This window comes from Streptomyces sp. WMMC500 (assembly GCF_027497195.1).
Lineage (GTDB): Bacteria > Actinomycetota > Actinomycetes > Streptomycetales > Streptomycetaceae > Streptomyces.
In genome coordinates, this window is record NZ_CP114905.1 from 2,555,926 (window position 1) to 2,571,228 (window position 15,303).

Here is a 15,303-nt window from a genome sequence, read left to right on the forward strand (position 1 = left end):
GGCCGGCCTCACCTGCCGTAGCGGCTCTTGAGGTGGCGCCAGAAGTCCCGCAGCATCCACGTGTCGAACTCGGTGATCTGCGAGGCGCTTCCGGCCTTCATGAGGAAGCCGCCGACGCCGGTGGGGGTCCAGTCGTAGAAGTCGTCGAGGCCCCAGGTGTGCCCCATCTCGTGCAGGAGGATGTGGATGTTCTCCTGGTCACGCCCGACGGCGTCCATGAAGTAGCCGCGGCCCATCCGCTGCCCCCAGTCGCCGCCCGCGCCGCCGCCGAAGCCCTCGGTCAGCCACAGCGACTGGTCGTAGTGGCGCGCTTCGCCGCCCGGGCACCGGGAGTAGTCGCCGTCCTGGTGGAAGAAGCGGCCGCAGTCCGGCGCGCACTGCGGGGCGCCGGCGCCGTCCAGCACGCCGGCGTAGATGTCGACGGAGTCGTCCTGCCACTGCAGCGTCGAGCGGTCGGCCACCGCCCAGCCGACGACCTTCACGTCCACGTCCTGGTACGGAAAGTCGTCGAAGCCGGCGACCGAGTCGATCCACTTGTTGTACTGCTTCTCCAGGGACTCGTGCACGTCGTCCCGCTGCGCGGCGGTGACGGGGACGCTCGACTCCCAGCGGACGCAGTAGTGGATACTGCCGTCGCCGTTGGCCATCAGTTGGTCCCAGCCGTAGTTGCGGAAGCCGTAGAGGTTCCCGTACGTGTCCTCCATGTGGCTCCAGACCTCGGCCAGCGGCTGCACGAGGTGGGCCGGCGGATTCCACTGCTCCGGGGCCGGGGCCGGGGCCGGGGCCGCGGACTCGCGTGCCGTGGCGGGAGCCGCGATGAGGAGGGTGGCGCCCACGGCGGCGGCGGTCGCGGCGACCAGGACCCTGCGCAGGCTGCGTCCCGCGGCGGAGACGCGTCGAGTGATCACGATGGACACCTTTCCGGGAGGAAGTGGGGGCGGTGCTGTGAGTGGGTCGCCGCCGCCGCCGAAAAGGTTCGCGGGGATCCGGGAGATGCCGCCGGGGCCGGGCCTGGCGTTTGCGGCGCCGTCGTCGCCCGCGGGGGCCTCGCGGTCAACTGCTCACCCTGCGCCTGCAATCCAAAGGCAGCGACTCCAAAGACGTTGTTTTCTTCGGCCAGTTGACGCCCCGTTCTCCCACAGGCGAGCGGTTCCCTCTTCGGATCGGCGAATTCCCGCCCGTGCCGGGATCGACTGTCCCTGCGAACGCCGGCTGCCGCATACCCAAGAACCAACGGAACTTATCGGACATTCCGTCATGCCGCTACGTACCATTTGATCGATTCGCCCCGATCGGGCTCCTGAGTCCGGTGACACGAATCACGTTTGGCCGCGGCGCACCGGCGGCGGATTTCACAGAATCCTTATTCCGCACGCGAGTTGCGCGCCTCTTCGATTCCGGCAGCGGCACTCAACAGGTCCCTGAGCCGGTCTCGTATTGACCAGACGAGTTCCGCGGCTTGTCCGGACCGAAAAGACATGCTTAAGTCTCCGCCAGCCGGGTGGACGCCGAATCCTGCCGCCACCCGGAACCGTTCCCTAATCACACACGGCAGGAGCGGGGGACCCATAGGTAAGTCGCCGGTCCGGATTCCGGAACGGCTTGGGGTGAAGTCGCACCGTCGTGCGGCCGGGCAGCTCCTGCCCGAACCCGACAGCTCACCTCGCAGGCGCAGGAGGAGAAACACCCATGCCTGCAAAAGGTAAGCACCGCCGTCCCAAGCTGCGACTGATCAGCCGTGGTGTCACATTCGCCGGTGTCAGCGGCGTCGCGATCGCCGTCCCGCTGATCGGCGCGTCCGCGGCCTCCGCCGCCGGACCGGCCCCGCAGTCCGCCCACCAGACCGGCGTACGCGCCGAGGCCACCGCCGCGGGGGCCGCCAAGGCCGAGGCGACCACGTATGCCGTGGTCGCGGGAGACTCCCTGGCGAAGATCGCCGACAAGCAAGGCGTGCCCGGCGGCTGGGAGAAGCTGTACGAAGACAACCGCGAGGCCGTCGGCGACAACCCGGACTTCATCCTCCCGGGCCTGGAACTCGCGCTCGGCGGCAAGGCCGACACGGGCGAGTCGAAGGAATCCGACTCGGGCACGAAGGCCGCCACCGCGTCCGTCACGAGCTACCCGGACAACCTCGACGGCTGGATCAGGGAGTCGCTCGACGTCATGGCCGAGCACGGCATCCCCGGGACCTACGAGGGTATTCACCGCAACATCATGCGTGAGTCCGGGGGCGACCCTCAGGCCATCAACAACTGGGACATCAACGCCGTGAACGGCACGCCCTCCAAGGGCCTGCTCCAGGTCATCGCTCCCACCTTCGAGGCCTACCACGTGCCGGGCACCTCGACCGACAGCTACGACCCGGTGGCCAACATCACCGCCGCGTGCAACTACGCCGCCGACCGGTACGGGTCGATCGACAACGTGTTCGGGCCGTACTGAGAAAACCGGAGAGCGCCGGTGAACTCACCGGCGCTCTCCGTCTCGGGCACGCCAGTCGGCCAGTTCGTCGAGGGTGATGACGTACTCGTGCTCGTACACCCTCCTGAGGAACGGCAGCGGGTTGTGCTCGCCGTCGTCGATGAACTCGCCGCTCCAGGTCGTGAACCAGCTCCAGTCCGCCTCGTACGCCTCCAGCAGGTCCGGGTCGGGGATGGAGCCCGTCTCGGTCAGGGCGACGAGCTTCTTGTCGCCGACGAGGTCCACCAGCCTGTCGTACGTGCCGGCGGCGGGGCCGTGGTCGCCGATCGGCGGGTAGGTGTCGGCGCTGACGACGTCGACGACGTCGTCGCCGGGGTACCAGGCCGGGTCGACGGAGTTCCACACCCAGACGAGGTTGTGCAGCCCGTGGTGGCCGGTCATGCGCTCGTACATCAGCCGCCACAGCTCCTTGGCCGGCCCGGGGCCCTTGGCTCCCCACCAGAACCAGCCGCCCTCGGCTTCGTGCAGCGGGCGCCAGAGCACCGGGACGCCCGCGTCCTGCAGCCGCTTCAGCTCTGCCGCGATGGCGTCGATGTCGCGCAGCAGCAGCGCGTACTCCGCGGACTGCGGGTCGGCGAGCGCCGCGGCCACGTCGAAGGTCGTCGCGTCGGTGTAGAAGCCGCGCCACCACTCCTTGCCCGGCTGGTCGATGAGGCCCGCGGGGGCGTTCCAGTGCCAGACGAACGTGGTGATGCCGCCCCGCTCGTGCCAGGCGAGGGCGTTCTCGACCTCGGTGGACGTGGTGCCGCGCTCGACGCGGCTGGGCGAGTAGTCCATCATGTCGTGCCCGGCCACGGCCGGGGCGCGGCCGACGTTCTCCTCCACCCAGCGGACGGATGCCGCGTCCTGCTGGCCGCTGAGGATGTGCCGGCCGTAGCCCGCGGTGAGGTCACTCAGCAGCGCCCGGGCCTCGGGGGTGGCCCGCGGGTCGACGGGGACGCCGGAGACCTGGTGCGGCGGGCGGGGCTCGCTCGGGCTGAGGCTGAGGGCGTCGATCTCGTACCAGCCCCAGTTGTTCACGATCGTGATCGTGTCGGCGCCCTCCCCCAGCATCACCCTGCCTGCGGCCACGGTGCCGAAGGTGTCGGTGGCGGCGAGGGTGACGTCGCCCGCGCCCTCGCCGTTGAGCTCCAGCGACGCGACCTTCTGGCCGTACGGGGCGCGGTAGCGGATCGCGAGGTCGTGGAGCCCGGCCGGGCCGTCGGGGACGGTGACGGTGACGGAGTCCTCGGCGGCGTCGAAGCCGGCGACGTAGCCGGTGCCGGAGTAGCCGGGGGCGGCGGACTCGACGACCGTGCCGTTCAGCAAGCCGTCCTCGGCTTCGTAGACGACGGGCTGGGCGCGCCCGCCGGTCGTGTCGGCCGCGGCCTCGGCCCCCGTACCGGCCGAGAGCAGGGCCGCGAGAAGCGCGGTCAGGACGAGGAGCGCCAGTGCGGGCGTGCGGCGGAGTGGGGGGTGGGTCACCGTGGATCACCTGCCGGGGGTGGGGGCATGCGGGCGTGGGCACGTGGCGAGGAAAATGGGAGCGCTCCCATACTGCTCCTCGTGTAATGGCCACGTCAATAGCTCCCGGGGGGTCACACCCCCGGCGCCGGGCTTGACGGTGAGAAGCGGCAATCCTACGCTCCGCTCAGCATTACGAACAGAGTTCGATATTTCGAACCTCGGAGATGTCATGGTCATGACTACACCCAACCGGCTGCTGCGCGGCGCCGTCCTCCTCGCCGTCCTCGCCCTGCTCCTCAGCGGCGGCACCACGCTCGTGCCACCGCAGGCGGCGGGCATGCCCGCCGTCGAGACCGGCGCGTCGCCCACGCCGGGCGCCGGCACGTTCGCCAACCCCGTCAAGCGCAACGGCCCCGACCCCTGGTTGCAGTACCACGACGGGTACTACTACCTGGCCACGACGACGTGGAACTCGACGATCACCATGCGCCGTTCCCCGACCCTGGCCGGGCTGTCGAGCGCACCGGAGAGGACGGTGTTCGACCTCGCCGGGCGGCCGGGCGGCTGCTGCAACATGTGGGCACCGGAGTTCCACCTCATCGACGGCCCCAACGGGCCGCGCTGGTACCTGTACTACGTCGCCGGCCAGGACGTGCCCGACTACAACCCGACCCAGCGCCTGCACGTGCTGGAGAGCGACGGCACCGACCCGATGGGGCCCTACCACTTCCAGGCCGACCTGGGGAACACCTGGGAACTCGACCCGAGCATCCTGCGCCACAACGGCCGCATCTACCTGCTGGGCAGCGCGATCGACGGCGAGCAGAGCCTGACCATCACCCCGCTGAGCAACCCCTGGACCCCCAGCGGCCCCCGGCGCACCATCAGCCGGCCGACGCACTCCTGGGAGCGGCAGACCGGCGCCGTCAACGAAGGCGCCGAGGCGCTCCACCACAACGGCCGGACGATGATCGTCTACTCGGCCAGCGCCTGCTGGGGGCCCGACTACAAGCTGGGCCTGCTCACCCTCACCGGCAGCGACCCGCTCAACGGCGCGCACTGGACCAAGTCGCCCGCCCCCGTCTTCCAGCGCAACGACGCCAACGGCGTCTACGCCCCCGGCCACAACGGGTTCTTCACGTCGCCCGACGGCAGCGAGGACTGGATCGTCTACCACGCCAACGACTCGGCCTCCGGCGGCTGCGACATGAACCGCTCCACCCGCGCCCAGAAGTTCACCTGGAACGCCGACGGCACCCCGGACTTCGGCACGCCGGTCAGGACCGGAGTCGAGCTCCCCGCGCCCTCCGGCGAGTGACCGGCAGCGGACCGATTCCCACCCCGACGCCAAGGAGACGACCGTGACCCGAACCCCCCACCGCGACCCCGCCGCCGCGTCGAGCACGCCCACGGCGCCCCCGGGCACACCCGCCGCCCCGCCGCCCGGTGCGTCGCGGCGCCGGCTGCTCCGCGCCGCCCTGGCGACCGGCGCCCTGGCGACCACCTCCGTCGTCGGCGCGTCCGGGCTGCGCCCCGCGCCGGCCGGTGCGGCGCCGGCTGCGTACCCCTTCCCCGGCGCCGTGACCGGGGACATCGGGGTGCACGACCCGTCCTTCGTCAAACGGCCGTCCGGCGGCTACCTCGTCGCCCACACCGGCGACGACATCGCCCTGAAGACGTCCGCCGACCGCACGGACTTCCGCAACGCCGGCAGCGTCTTCCCCGGCGGCGCGCCGTGGACCACCTCGTACACCGGAGGCAGCCGCAACCTGTGGGCTCCGCACCTGAGCCACCACAACGGGCGGTACCACCTCTACTACTCGGCCTCCACCTTCGGCTCCAACCGCTCGGCGATCTTCCTGGCCACCAGCGCCAGCGGCGACTCGGGCAGTTGGACGAACCAGGGCCTGGTCATCGAGTCCGGCGGCGCCGACGACCACAACGCCATCGACCCGCACCTCGCCGTGGACGCCGCGGGCCGCTGGTGGCTGGCCTTCGGCTCGTTCTGGTCCGGCATCAAGCTCGTCCGGATCGACCCGGCGACCGGCAAGCGCCTGGACAACGGCATGGTCGCGATCGCCGGCCGCGGCGGCGGCGCCATCGAGGCGCCCACGATCTACCGGCGGGGCGGCTACTACTACCTCTTCGTCTCGTTCGACCTGTGCTGCCGCGGCGCGGCCAGCACGTACCGCGTCATGGTCGGCCGGTCCACGGACATCGCCGGCCCCTACCGCGACCGCAACGGCACCGCGATGACCTCCGGCGGCGGCACCGAGATCATGGCCGGCCACGACTCCATCCACGGCCCCGGCCACCAGGACGTCTTCGCCGACACCGACCACGACATCCTCGTCTACCACTACTACGCCGACGACGGCACGGCCCTGCTGGGCATCAACTGGCTCGGCTGGGACGCCGACGGCTGGCCCTACGCCCACTGAGCCCGGCGCCCGCCCGGCCGGCCGCGGGGCGCCGGGGCCGGCCGGGACGCGGGTCAGGAGGAGGCCCGGCCGGTGTCCCGGAAGCTGCCCCAGCCGTGCCAGCGCTCGACGTCGATCCGGGCGCTGAACCGGGCGCTCCCGCGTTCCGGATAGGGGTTGCCGGTGTAGTGGCGGGCGAGGCGGTCGATGTCCGCGAGACCTTCGTCGGGGACCAGTTCGGCCACCCGGCCGACGAGGGTGACGTGCGAGTACCAGTCCCCCTCGGCGAGGACGGTGAGGGTCACGCGCGGGTCGGCACGCAGGTGTTCCAGGCGCCGGCGGCTCCCGTCCATGTTCACGAGGACGCGGCCGTCCTCCCAGAGGTACCAGGTGGCCGTCGACACGGGCGCGCCGTCCGCGCGCAGCGTGGCCATCACGCAGGGGTTGGGGCGGCGCAGCATCTCGACGGCGTCGGCGGGCAGCGGGGGCCTGGACACGCGGGGTCTCCTTCGGCAGTTCCGGTCCTCGGGTGCCGGCGTGGGGCGGCGCGCGGCGTCCGCGCGTCGAGCCGGTACCGGCATGCTACGGACCGGGTGCCCGCCGCCGGGCCGCCGACACGGCGGCCCGGCCACCGGAGCCGCGCCCGTGCCCGTGCCGTGCCGATTCGACGGCAACCATTCGACGGCCCTGCGGTCACTGTCTTCGTACGCGCGCGGAAACGAACCCCTTCTGTGCACGCCCCCCACCACACGAGGCGAGGAGAGTGGCGCGATGAGCCGCAGCAAGCACGCCCCCACCGGACACCCCCGACGCCCGCGCAGAGCCGTGCGTACCCTGATCGCCGCCCCGCTGCTGGCGGCGCTCGGGTTCCTCGGCCACCTGGCGGTGCCCGCGCAGGCCGCGATCGCGCAGGCGTGGCAGTCCTGCGACCAGTGGGGCAACTGGCAGTCGCCCGACGGCTACATCCTCTACAACAACATCTGGGGCTCGGGCGCCGGCAGCCAGTGCATCTCCGCGGAGTCGGCCCACAACTGGACGGTCGACGCCGACCACCCGAACACCGGCGGCATCAAGTCGTACCCCAACGCCAAGTGGATCGTGAACGATCCGGTCAGCCAGATCGACCGGCTGAGCAGCTCGTACGACGTCACCGTGCCGGGCGGCGGCGCGTACAACACGACGTACGACGTGTGGGACGTGAACTACGACTACGAGGTCATGCTCTGGATGAACTGGACAGGACCCGTGGGACCGCTCGGCCAGTTCCGGACCACGGTGGCGCTCGGCGGCCACACCTGGGACGTCTACAGCGGGAACAACGGCAACAACGAGGTCTTCTCCTTCCTCCGGCACGGCGACTCGACCGCCGGCGAGGTGGACCTCCTGGCCGTGCTCCGCTGGCTGAGCGACGAGGGCTGGTGGGGCGACGTGACCGTCGGCGACGTCCAGTTCGGCTACGAGATCACCTCGGCGGCCGGCGGGCTGGAGTTCACCACGAACGACTTCGGGGTCACCTCCGGCTGACCGCGTACCGCCCGCGGCCCGGCAGCCCGCGGCCCCCGACCGGCTCTCCGGTACGGCCGCGGGCTTCCGGGTCTACGCCGCCGCGGCCCGGTCGGCCTCCACCCGCTCGCAGACGCGCGCGCAGGTGGTGGTGATGAGCCGGGAGACGTGCATCTGTGAGATGCCCATGCGCTCCGCGATCCTGCTCTGCGTCATGTCGCAGAAGAACCGCAGGTAGAGGATCTCGCGTTCGCGTTCCGGCAGCCGGCGCAGATGCGGTCGTACGGCCTCGCGGTCCACGGCCCGGTCGAAGCCGGGCTCGGCGCTGCCGAAGGTGTCGATGAGCGAGTAGCCGTCGCCGGTGTCGGTGAGGGTGGCGTCGAGGGAGAGGGTGGCGTAGCTCTCCAGGGCCTGCAGCCCCGTACGCACCTCGTCCTCGGTCAGGCCGGCCGCCTCGGCGATGTCCGCGGTCGGCGGGAACCGGTCGTCGGCCGTGGTGGCCAGCGACATGCTCGCGCTGCGGACGCGGTTGCGCAGTTCCTGGACCCGGCGGGGGACGTGCACACCCCACATGTGGTCACGGAAGTGCCGCTTCAGCTCGCCGACGATCGTCGGCACGGCGAAGCTCTCGAAGGCGTTGCCGCGCGCCGGGTCGTAGCGGCCGACGGCCTTCACCAGGCCGAGGTGCGCGACCTGTTCGAGGTCCTCCAGCGCCTCGCCGCGGTTCCTGAACTGGCGGGAGAGCCGCGCCGCCATCGGCATCCAGGCGCGTACGACCTCTTGCCGCAGCGCCTTCTTCTCGGGGCCCTCCGGCATCTCCGCGAGCCGGCGGAACTGCGCGGAGGTATCGGGTGCGTCGTCGTGCGGGTGCTTCCTGTTCCTTGCCCGGACATGCGCCACGGGGTCCTCCCTCGGGCGAGTTGCGAGCCTTCAGTTCTCGCGGAAGGACGGCGGCGGCGCCTCACCGGGTCGGCGGTGACCGGCCGGAAAACGACAACGCTCCGGACCGCACGCGACCGGGGCGCCGCGGCTGAGTAGCCGTCTGCTCCCGCGCGTGCCTCTGATCCGAAGCACGTGTGTCCGCCTGCCCACCGCCGGGCGATGCAAACGAGGCCGGGCGGACGACTCCTCCAGATTACGCCGAGGCCGCACATCGCACGACCGGACGCGACGCGGCCCCGCCCCGGCCGGGCTCGGGCGCCCTCGCGGGTACGGCCGAGGGCACGCGAGCGCGGCCGGGGGCGCACCCTGAGGCGCGGCCCGGCGGGGCGGCCGGTCAGCGCGGTCCTTCGACGTCGTCCACGAGGTTGCCGAGGGGACCGAGGTCGAGACCGAGGTCGGCACGCGAGATCCCGTGCCGCTCGCACAGCTCGTCCATCGCCTCGTCCAGGCGCAGCAGGGTCAGGCCGAGGCGCTCCTCCTGCGCCTCGGTGAGGCCGCCGGCCTCGAAGCGGCGCACGGCCTGCCGCTCCATGAGCTGGCGCAGCAGCTCCACGACCGTCAGCACCAGCGCCGCGAGGTCGCGCTGGGCGGTCTCCGGGTCGAGGTCCAGCCGCCGGCCGCTCACGGCGCCCCCTCGTCGTACGGGCGCGGCGGCAGGTCGTCGTCCGGCCACGGGGACCCCGCCGTCGCCGCGACGGAGGCGAGGAGCGCGTGCAGCCGGATGCGGACCAGGTCGACGTCGGCGACCCGCAGCACGAGGTCGCCGGAGATGACGACACCGGTGCCGAGGAGCCGGTCCAGCAGGTCCACCAGGCTGGTCTGCCGCTGTGCCACGGGCCCCGGCGCCGGGCGCGTGGCGGGGCCCGTCACGGCGCCGCCTCCGGGGCGGCGAAGGAGTAGGGCGCCCAGGGGCCGTTGACCTCGACGCGTACGCCCGGCACGTCCGACTCGCGTGCGCGGGCGACGAACTCCCGCTCGCGCTCACCGGCGACGAGGTACGAGACGTTGAGCACGTTCCTGCCGCCGCCGCGGGCCAGTTCACCGTTCTGCGGGCGCAGCAGCCGGTCCTCCTGGGCGACCCGGGAGAGCTGCGCGTGCAGCAGCCGGCAGGCGTGTGCCGCCCGTTCCCAGTCCTGCTCCTCACGTTCCCGGCGGCGCATCCGGCGGCGCAGGTAGTCGCGGCCGGACGGGCGGGGTGGGCGCTCGCCGGACGGGCGGGGTGCCCGCTCCCGTCCCGCGGCGGACTCGGCCTCGGGCGCCGGTTCCTCCAGGTACACCTTCACGCCCCACTCGGCGAGCCCCGCCAGCCGGTGCAGCCCGGCGACGAGCCGGTCGTGGTCCTCGGTGAGCAGGCGCCGCACCCCGTCCTCACCGCGGTAGACGACGGCCATCCGCAGCGGCAGCACCGCGCCCCGGGAGGAGACGGCGTCGACGACCTCCTGGTGGGCACGCGCGGTCCGCTCCAGCCAGCGGAGATCCTCCAGGTGCGCGCGCAGCGGTTCCTCGTCGAAGTCCACGGCCGGCACCGGGCTCCACACGCCCGCCAGCTCGCCGTGCTCCAGCAGGCGCACCGGTTCCCCGACGACGCCGAGCAGCTCCGGCGGCAGCGGGGTGCCGCGGCGCGTGACGGCGTACAGATAGGCGAGCCGCGTCATGTGGCTGTCTCCTCCCGGGTGGCGGTGGCCGCTTCGAGGGCGGCGATCCGGGACTCCAGGCGCTCGTTGCGGGCCTGCAGCTCCTCCGCGCGCCGGCCGTCCTCCCGGCGGCGGGCGCGGGAGGACAGCGCGGGGTCCTCCTCCCACCAGTCGATGCCCATCTCCCTGGCCTTGTCGACCGACGCCACGACGAGCCGGAGCTTGACCGTGAGCAGTTCGATGTCGAGCAGGTTGATCTGGATGTCCCCGGCGATGACGATGCCCTTGTCGAGCACGCGCTCCAGGATGTCGGCGAGGTTGGAGCCGCTTGCGCCGTAGGGCTCGGGGACGCGCGACGCCGTGGTCATCGGGCGGCCCGCTCGTCTTCGTACTCGTACTCCTCCTCGGCCTCGTCCTCGTACGCGCCGTCTCCGGCCTCGGCCCGGTCCTCCGCGTCCTCCTCGTACTCGTCCTCCTCCGGCGGCTCCTCGTCCGCGTACGCCGCCTCGTCCTCGGCCGCCTCTGCCTCGGCCACCTCCTCGTGGCTGCGGACCAGCTCGCCGTCGCGGATCTCGCCGCGCCAGCCGCCGCTGGCCTCGCCCTGCATCGAGAGGTGCCGCGCGAAGTGCTTGAGGTCGAGCCGCACCCGGCGGCCCTGGGCGCGCCAGATGTTGCCGGTCTTCTCGAACAGGCCGCGGGGGTAGTACTCGACGATCAGCAGGACGCGGGTGAGCGCGGGCGCCAGCTCGTGGAACGTGACGACGCCCTTCGTGGTGCCCTTCGCGCCCTCCGAACTCCAGACGATGCGCTCGTCGGGGATCTGCTCGGTGGTGGTGCTCTTCCAGCTCCGGCTGGAGATGAAGATCTTCGCCTGCCAGTCCGAGCCGGTGTCGCCGGTCGCGGACGCGCTCTTCACGCCTTTGGCGAAGCGGCTGAACTCGTCGTACTGCGTCCACTGGTCGTACGCCTCGCGCACCGGGACGCCCACGTCGACCTGCTCGACGATGGTGGTCGGCCGGCTGCCGCCCTTCGCGGACCGCTTGCCGCCGCCGGTCAGCGCGCCGAGCTTGCCGAGCACGCCGTCCTTGACCTTGCCGGCGCCGGCCTTCAGCGCGGCCTTGCCCAGCGAGCCGCCGCTCGGGAGCAGTTGGCCGAGGCCGGGACCGCGGCCCTCGGCGGCGTCGTTCAGCCGCGAGGTGGTCTCGCCGAGCCTGCGGCCCGCGTTCATCGCGGCGTGCTGCAACTGCGCGGTGGCGTACGACTGGAGCGCGGAGACCAGGCGTTCGGTCTGCGGGCTGCCGGTCACCGTCTTCAGCAGCGAAGGCGTCTTCGACTCAGCCACGGCGGCCGCCTCCCCTCGTGCCGGCGGACTTCGCGGTGCCCGCCTTCTTGGCGGAGGACGCGGTGCGCCGGGCGCCCGAGGCCGCCTTCTTCGCCGGCTTCGCCGCCGCCGCGGCCTTCCTGCGCGGCGCCTGTTTCCCGGACGCCTTCTTCTTCGGCGCGGGCGTGTCGTGCGCTTCCGGCACCTCGTCCTCGTCGCGTTCCGCCCGCTCGTCGGTCTCGTCGTGCTCGTCGGCGTCCGCGGGCTCGTCCCGCCCGCCGGTCAGCCGGTCCTGCAGACCGCGGGTGCGGTCTTCGAGGCGGTCGGCGAGGCCGCTGACCCGGCGCTCGACGAGCGCTCCGGTCGCCGCCTTGCCGACCCCGCCGAGGTCCCGGCGCAACTGGTCACCGACCTGCTTCAACTGCGGGCTGGCGTTCAGCCGCTCGGTGAGCAGCGAGCCCACCGCCTGCGGGCTGAGCGGCAGCTTCCTGCCCGCCGCCGCGCCCGCGAGCGTCAGTGCGAGCTTGGCCTTTCTGGTACGTCCCAACACGTAGCCGGCGCATACTCCCAGCGCCAGCGGAAGCCGGTTCGTCATTTCTCTGTCCGTTCTGTGTCGTCGAGGAACCGGACGGGCGACTGCTCGAGCCCGCCGAGCAACTCGTCCTCCCTCCGGTCGAACTCCTCCTGGTCGATGTCGCCGGCGTCCAGCCGCGCCGCCAGCGCGGCCAGCTCCCGCTGCACCGCCTGGGGGTCGTAGTACTGGCGCTCGGCCTCCGCGATCACCTGGCGCAGCACCCACAGCGGGCCGCGGACCGGGGCCGCGGGCAGCTTCAGCAGTTCACCCAGCAGACCCACGGATCACCGCCGGCCGGACGTCGTGCCCTGTCCGGCGTGCTGCGCGGCCGGGCCGGGCTCGGCGGCGGCGAAGCTGTAGGGCGGCAGCGGCCCGTAGACGCGCACGTCGACGTGCGCCTCGGCCGCGTTCAGCCGGGCCAGCGCCCCGGTGAAGTCGTCGACGCGGTCGTCGGGCACCAGGAACGAGATGTTCGCCAGCCACGCCTCGCTGCCCGGACCCGGGCTCACCGCGTCGGCGTACGGCTCAAGCTCCTGCTCGATGCGCCGGGCGTCGACGGCCTCCCGCCGGCGTACCGCGTCGGCCATCAGCTCGCCGAGCCGGACTCGCTCCTGGTATCCGGCGTCGCCGCCGCGTGCGCGCTGTGCCTCGTTGAGGGCCTGAAGCTCCGGCTCCTCGGTCAGCACCAGGCGCAGCACCTCTTCTTCGCGGTGAGCCGCCTTGACGTTGAACTCCCTGCGGCCTTCCAGGGCGTCGAGCCGCTCGCGGAAGTGCCCGGCGCGCTCCGCCAGCACCCGCCGCACCGACGCCTCGTCGTGTGCCAGGCAGCCGAAGCGCAGCGGCAGCACGCTCCCCGTGGCGCCCGCGGCGACCAGCACCTCCTGATGGGCCATCAGGTCGCGGCGGCGCGGCTTGAGGTCGTCGGGCGCCTCACTGACCAGCGCGGCCAGGTCGCCCTGCGGCACCGAGCGCACGGTTCCGGCCGGTTCGCCGACGCCGCGGGTTCCCTCGGGCACCGGTGCCTGGTGCGAGCGCACGAATCCGTACACGTAGATGCTCATCCGTCCGTCTCCTTCCGGCGGGCGGAGCTGCGCCGGGCCGGCTGCTTGGTGCGCTCGGCGGCCGGTTCCTCGGAGCGTTCGCCGCCGCGCTCGCGGCCCTGCGAGAACGCGTCCGACAGGGTCTCGGCGGCTCCCGCCAGCGCACCCTTCGTCTTGGCGCCGGCACCGCTCTCCACCGTGCTGTCGAGGATCTCCGGCAGCCCCTTGCTCTTGTTCGGCCCGGCCTCCAGGTCCAGCCGGTTCGCCGCCTCGGCGAACCGCAGATAGGTGTCGACGCTGGCGACGACCACGCGGACGTCGATCTTCAGCAACTCGATCCCGACCAGCGAGACACGCACGAACGCGTCGATCACCAGCCCGCGGTCGAGCACCAGTTCCAGGACGTCGTACAGCGAACTCGAACCGCCGCCGCCCGTCTGCTGTTGCGGTACCACGGTCATGTCGGATGTCCTTCCCTTGCCTCTCGCGGCGTTCGTGCCGGCGGGTCCGTCATCGGGGATCCGGCCGGCCGCGCTCGTAGCGGCGGATGCGCCGGTAGCCCGTGAGCCGGCCGCCCGGGTCGGCGGTGACCTCGTAGGTGGCGAGCAGGCTCGTCGTGTCCGGGACACGCGGGACCTCCACCACTTCGAGGTGCAGCGTCCAGCCGTCGTCACCGTTTCCGGTCATCGAGGTGACTCCCTCGGCGGTCAGCCCGGTGGCCTCGCCGAACTCCTCGCGCACGGCGACCGACAGCCCCGCCGGCCGCGACGCGCCGCGGTCTCCCCTGGACCCGGCCTCGTCCTTGCCGTCCCTGTTCTGACTCATGACCCCGTGTGACCGTCAGCGCGCCGGTCAAACCTCGGCCGGCACGGATCGGGGAACCCGCGGTTTCCCCGCGACCCGAACGGGGAACCGGTCTTTATGGTGCAAATCGGATACACGATGATGACGGAGCAGGCCGGGCCCAGGGAACTCGTCGCGCACGTGGTCGGCGCCGAGGAGGCGGGCTTCGACTTCTCGGTCACCTCCGACCACTACTTCCCCTGGCTACGCTCCCAGGGGCACAGCCCGTACGCCTGGAGCGTCCTCGGCGCCGCCGCGCAGGCGACGTCGCGCATCCCCCTCATGACGTACGTGACGTGCCCGATCATGCGCTACCACCCCGCGGTCGTGGCGCAGAAGGCCGCGACGCTGGACCTGCTCGCGCAGGGCCGCTTCCGGCTCGGGCTGGGGGCCGGCGAGAACCTGAACGAGCACGTCGTCGGGCGCGGCTGGCCGGGGGCCGACGTCCGGCACGAGATGCTCGAGGAGGCCATCGGCATCATCCGCGCCCTCTTCGCCGGCGGCCACGTCACCCGGCACGGCACGCACTTCTCGGTCGACTCCGCGCGGCTGTGGGACCTGCCGGACCGGCCGCCGCCGATCGGCGTCGCGGTCTCGGGCGCGCAGTCCTGCGCGCTGGCCGGGCGCCTCGCCGACCTCGTCATCGCCACGGAGCCCAAGGCGGGGCTGCTGGAGGCGTTCGACCGGCACGGCGGCGCGGGCAAGCCGCGCGTGGGGCAGTTGCCGGTCAGCTACGACCCGGACCGCGCGGCGGCGGTCGAGCGCGCGCACGACGAGTTCCGCTGGTTCGGCAGCGGCTGGAAGGTGAACGCGGAACTCCCCCACCCGGACTCCTTCGCCGCCGCCACCCGCTTCGTCACCCCCGACGACGTCGCCGCGTCCCTCCCCTGCGGCGCCGACCCGGCGGTCTTCGTCGAGGCCGTCCGCCCCTTCGTGGACGCCGGTTTCACGGAGGTCGCACTCGTCCAGATCGGCGGCGAGACGCAGCCGGCGTTCCTGCGCTGGGCCTCGAAGACGCTCCTGCCCGCGCTCCGCGCGGAGTTCGGCTGAACACCCGCGGGCACGGCCCGGCGGCGTGGGGCGGGTCGCCGCGCGCCGC

At 72.5% G+C, this 15,303-nt stretch carries 19 protein-coding genes and 1 riboswitch; of the genes, 5 read left to right on the forward strand and 14 right to left on the reverse strand.

What is annotated here, in order from left to right; genetic code table 11:
- Positions 1-8: 8 nt before the first annotated feature.
- Positions 9-908 carry a hypothetical protein gene (locus O7599_RS10360; RefSeq protein ID WP_281621839.1) on the reverse strand — a complete coding sequence of 300 codons (900 nt, stop codon included), beginning with the start codon at positions 906-908 and terminating at the stop codon, positions 9-11.
- Between the two features lie 588 nt (positions 909-1,496).
- Positions 1,497-1,686: riboswitch (cyclic di-AMP (ydaO/yuaA leader) on the forward strand.
- Between the two features lie 3 nt (positions 1,687-1,689).
- Between O7599_RS10360 and O7599_RS10365 the strand changes: the two genes are divergently transcribed.
- A complete protein-coding gene (locus O7599_RS10365) occupies positions 1,690-2,442 on the forward strand; it encodes a LysM peptidoglycan-binding domain-containing protein (protein WP_281621840.1) in 753 nt (250 codons plus the stop codon).
- Positions 2,443-2,466: 24 nt separating this feature from the next.
- Here O7599_RS10365 and O7599_RS10370 read toward each other — a convergent pair whose 3' ends face one another.
- The gene (locus O7599_RS10370) at positions 2,467-3,945 is read right to left on the reverse strand and encodes a glycosyl hydrolase (protein ID WP_281621841.1); all 1,479 of its coding nucleotides are present in this window, start codon (positions 3,943-3,945) and stop codon (positions 2,467-2,469) included.
- A 217-nt stretch (positions 3,946-4,162) separates the two neighbouring features.
- Between O7599_RS10370 and O7599_RS10375 the strand changes: the two genes are divergently transcribed.
- Together O7599_RS10375 and O7599_RS10380 are read left to right on the forward strand one after the other, a co-directional pair.
- On the forward strand, positions 4,163-5,245 hold the full coding sequence (locus O7599_RS10375; protein ID WP_348652600.1) for a glycoside hydrolase family 43 protein: 1,083 nt from the start codon (positions 4,163-4,165) through the stop codon (positions 5,243-5,245).
- Between the two features lie 43 nt (positions 5,246-5,288).
- The gene (locus O7599_RS10380; RefSeq protein ID WP_281621842.1) at positions 5,289-6,368 is read left to right on the forward strand and encodes an arabinan endo-1,5-alpha-L-arabinosidase; all 1,080 of its coding nucleotides are present in this window, start codon (positions 5,289-5,291) and stop codon (positions 6,366-6,368) included.
- Positions 6,369-6,421: 53 nt separating this feature from the next.
- On the opposite strand, the gene O7599_RS10385 is transcribed toward O7599_RS10380, so the two are convergent.
- Entirely contained in the window at positions 6,422-6,844 is a 423-nt protein-coding gene (locus O7599_RS10385) for a PPOX class F420-dependent oxidoreductase (protein ID WP_281621843.1), read from the reverse strand.
- Between the two features lie 274 nt (positions 6,845-7,118).
- On the opposite strand from O7599_RS10385, the gene O7599_RS10390 reads away from it, so the two are divergent.
- A complete protein-coding gene (locus O7599_RS10390) occupies positions 7,119-7,871 on the forward strand; it encodes a hypothetical protein (RefSeq protein WP_281621844.1) in 753 nt (250 codons plus the stop codon).
- A gap of 72 nt (positions 7,872-7,943) precedes the next feature.
- On the opposite strand, the gene O7599_RS10395 is transcribed toward O7599_RS10390, so the two are convergent.
- The 11 genes from O7599_RS10395 to gvpO form a co-directional block, all read right to left on the reverse strand.
- Positions 7,944-8,750, reverse strand: a complete 807-nt coding sequence (locus tag O7599_RS10395; RefSeq protein WP_281621845.1) for a SigB/SigF/SigG family RNA polymerase sigma factor — start codon at positions 8,748-8,750, stop codon at positions 7,944-7,946.
- A gap of 376 nt (positions 8,751-9,126) precedes the next feature.
- Positions 9,127-9,417, reverse strand: coding sequence for a gas vesicle protein K (locus O7599_RS10400; protein WP_281621846.1), 291 nt, complete (start codon positions 9,415-9,417; stop codon positions 9,127-9,129).
- Complete coding sequence (locus O7599_RS10405; protein WP_281621847.1) at positions 9,414-9,662, reverse strand: gas vesicle protein; 249 nt, start codon at positions 9,660-9,662, stop codon at positions 9,414-9,416. The genes O7599_RS10400 and O7599_RS10405 overlap by 4 nt, the downstream gene beginning before the upstream one ends.
- Positions 9,659-10,447 (reverse strand): GvpL/GvpF family gas vesicle protein, encoded by a 789-nt coding sequence (locus tag O7599_RS10410; RefSeq protein WP_281621848.1) that lies wholly within the window; start codon positions 10,445-10,447, stop codon positions 9,659-9,661. Before O7599_RS10410 ends, O7599_RS10405 begins: the two co-directional genes overlap by 4 nt.
- Entirely contained in the window at positions 10,444-10,794 is a 351-nt protein-coding gene (locus O7599_RS10415; RefSeq protein WP_281621849.1) for a gas vesicle protein, read from the reverse strand. The genes O7599_RS10410 and O7599_RS10415 overlap by 4 nt, the downstream gene beginning before the upstream one ends.
- Complete coding sequence (locus tag O7599_RS10420; protein ID WP_281621850.1) at positions 10,791-11,768, reverse strand: SRPBCC family protein; 978 nt, start codon at positions 11,766-11,768, stop codon at positions 10,791-10,793. The genes O7599_RS10415 and O7599_RS10420 overlap by 4 nt, the downstream gene beginning before the upstream one ends.
- Positions 11,761-12,297 carry a DNA primase gene (locus O7599_RS10425; protein ID WP_281621851.1) on the reverse strand — a complete coding sequence of 179 codons (537 nt, stop codon included), beginning with the start codon at positions 12,295-12,297 and terminating at the stop codon, positions 11,761-11,763. Before O7599_RS10425 ends, O7599_RS10420 begins: the two co-directional genes overlap by 8 nt.
- Positions 12,298-12,338: 41 nt before the next feature.
- On the reverse strand, positions 12,339-12,602 hold the full coding sequence (locus O7599_RS10430) for a gas vesicle protein GvpG (RefSeq protein ID WP_281621852.1): 264 nt from the start codon (positions 12,600-12,602) through the stop codon (positions 12,339-12,341).
- Between the two features lie 3 nt (positions 12,603-12,605).
- Entirely contained in the window at positions 12,606-13,382 is a 777-nt protein-coding gene (locus O7599_RS10435; RefSeq protein WP_281621853.1) for a GvpL/GvpF family gas vesicle protein, read from the reverse strand.
- Entirely contained in the window at positions 13,379-13,822 is a 444-nt protein-coding gene (locus tag O7599_RS10440; protein WP_281621854.1) for a gas vesicle structural protein GvpA, read from the reverse strand. The genes O7599_RS10435 and O7599_RS10440 overlap by 4 nt, the downstream gene beginning before the upstream one ends.
- A 49-nt stretch (positions 13,823-13,871) precedes the next feature.
- Positions 13,872-14,186 (reverse strand): gas vesicle protein GvpO, encoded by a 315-nt coding sequence (gvpO, locus tag O7599_RS10445; protein ID WP_281621855.1) that lies wholly within the window; start codon positions 14,184-14,186, stop codon positions 13,872-13,874.
- 96 nt (positions 14,187-14,282) lie between these two features.
- Here gvpO and O7599_RS10450 point away from each other — a divergent pair, with 96 nt between their 5' ends.
- Positions 14,283-15,254 carry an LLM class F420-dependent oxidoreductase gene (locus O7599_RS10450; RefSeq protein ID WP_281621856.1) on the forward strand — a complete coding sequence of 324 codons (972 nt, stop codon included), beginning with the start codon at positions 14,283-14,285 and terminating at the stop codon, positions 15,252-15,254.
- The last annotated feature ends 49 nt before the right edge of the window (positions 15,255-15,303 follow it).

What these genes read in the sequence shown, in the direction of transcription:
- O7599_RS10410 (WP_281621848.1), bottom strand. Translation starts at nt 10,447, where the DNA reads ATGACGCGGCTCGCCTATCTGTACGCCGTCACGCGCCGCGGCACCCCG.
- O7599_RS10435 (WP_281621853.1), bottom strand. Translation starts at nt 13,382, where the DNA reads ATGAGCATCTACGTGTACGGATTCGTGCGCTCGCACCAGGCACCGGTG.
- O7599_RS10415 (WP_281621849.1), bottom strand. Translation starts at nt 10,794, where the DNA reads ATGACCACGGCGTCGCGCGTCCCCGAGCCCTACGGCGCAAGCGGCTCC.
- O7599_RS10375 (WP_348652600.1), top strand. Translation starts at nt 4,163, where the DNA reads ATGACTACACCCAACCGGCTGCTGCGCGGCGCCGTCCTCCTCGCCGTC.
- O7599_RS10440 (WP_281621854.1), bottom strand. Translation starts at nt 13,822, where the DNA reads ATGACCGTGGTACCGCAACAGCAGACGGGCGGCGGCGGTTCGAGTTCG.
- O7599_RS10390 (WP_281621844.1), top strand. Translation starts at nt 7,119, where the DNA reads ATGAGCCGCAGCAAGCACGCCCCCACCGGACACCCCCGACGCCCGCGC.
- gvpO (WP_281621855.1), bottom strand. Translation starts at nt 14,186, where the DNA reads ATGAGTCAGAACAGGGACGGCAAGGACGAGGCCGGGTCCAGGGGAGAC.
- O7599_RS10365 (WP_281621840.1), top strand. Translation starts at nt 1,690, where the DNA reads ATGCCTGCAAAAGGTAAGCACCGCCGTCCCAAGCTGCGACTGATCAGC.
- O7599_RS10450 (WP_281621856.1), top strand. Translation starts at nt 14,283, where the DNA reads ATGGTGCAAATCGGATACACGATGATGACGGAGCAGGCCGGGCCCAGG.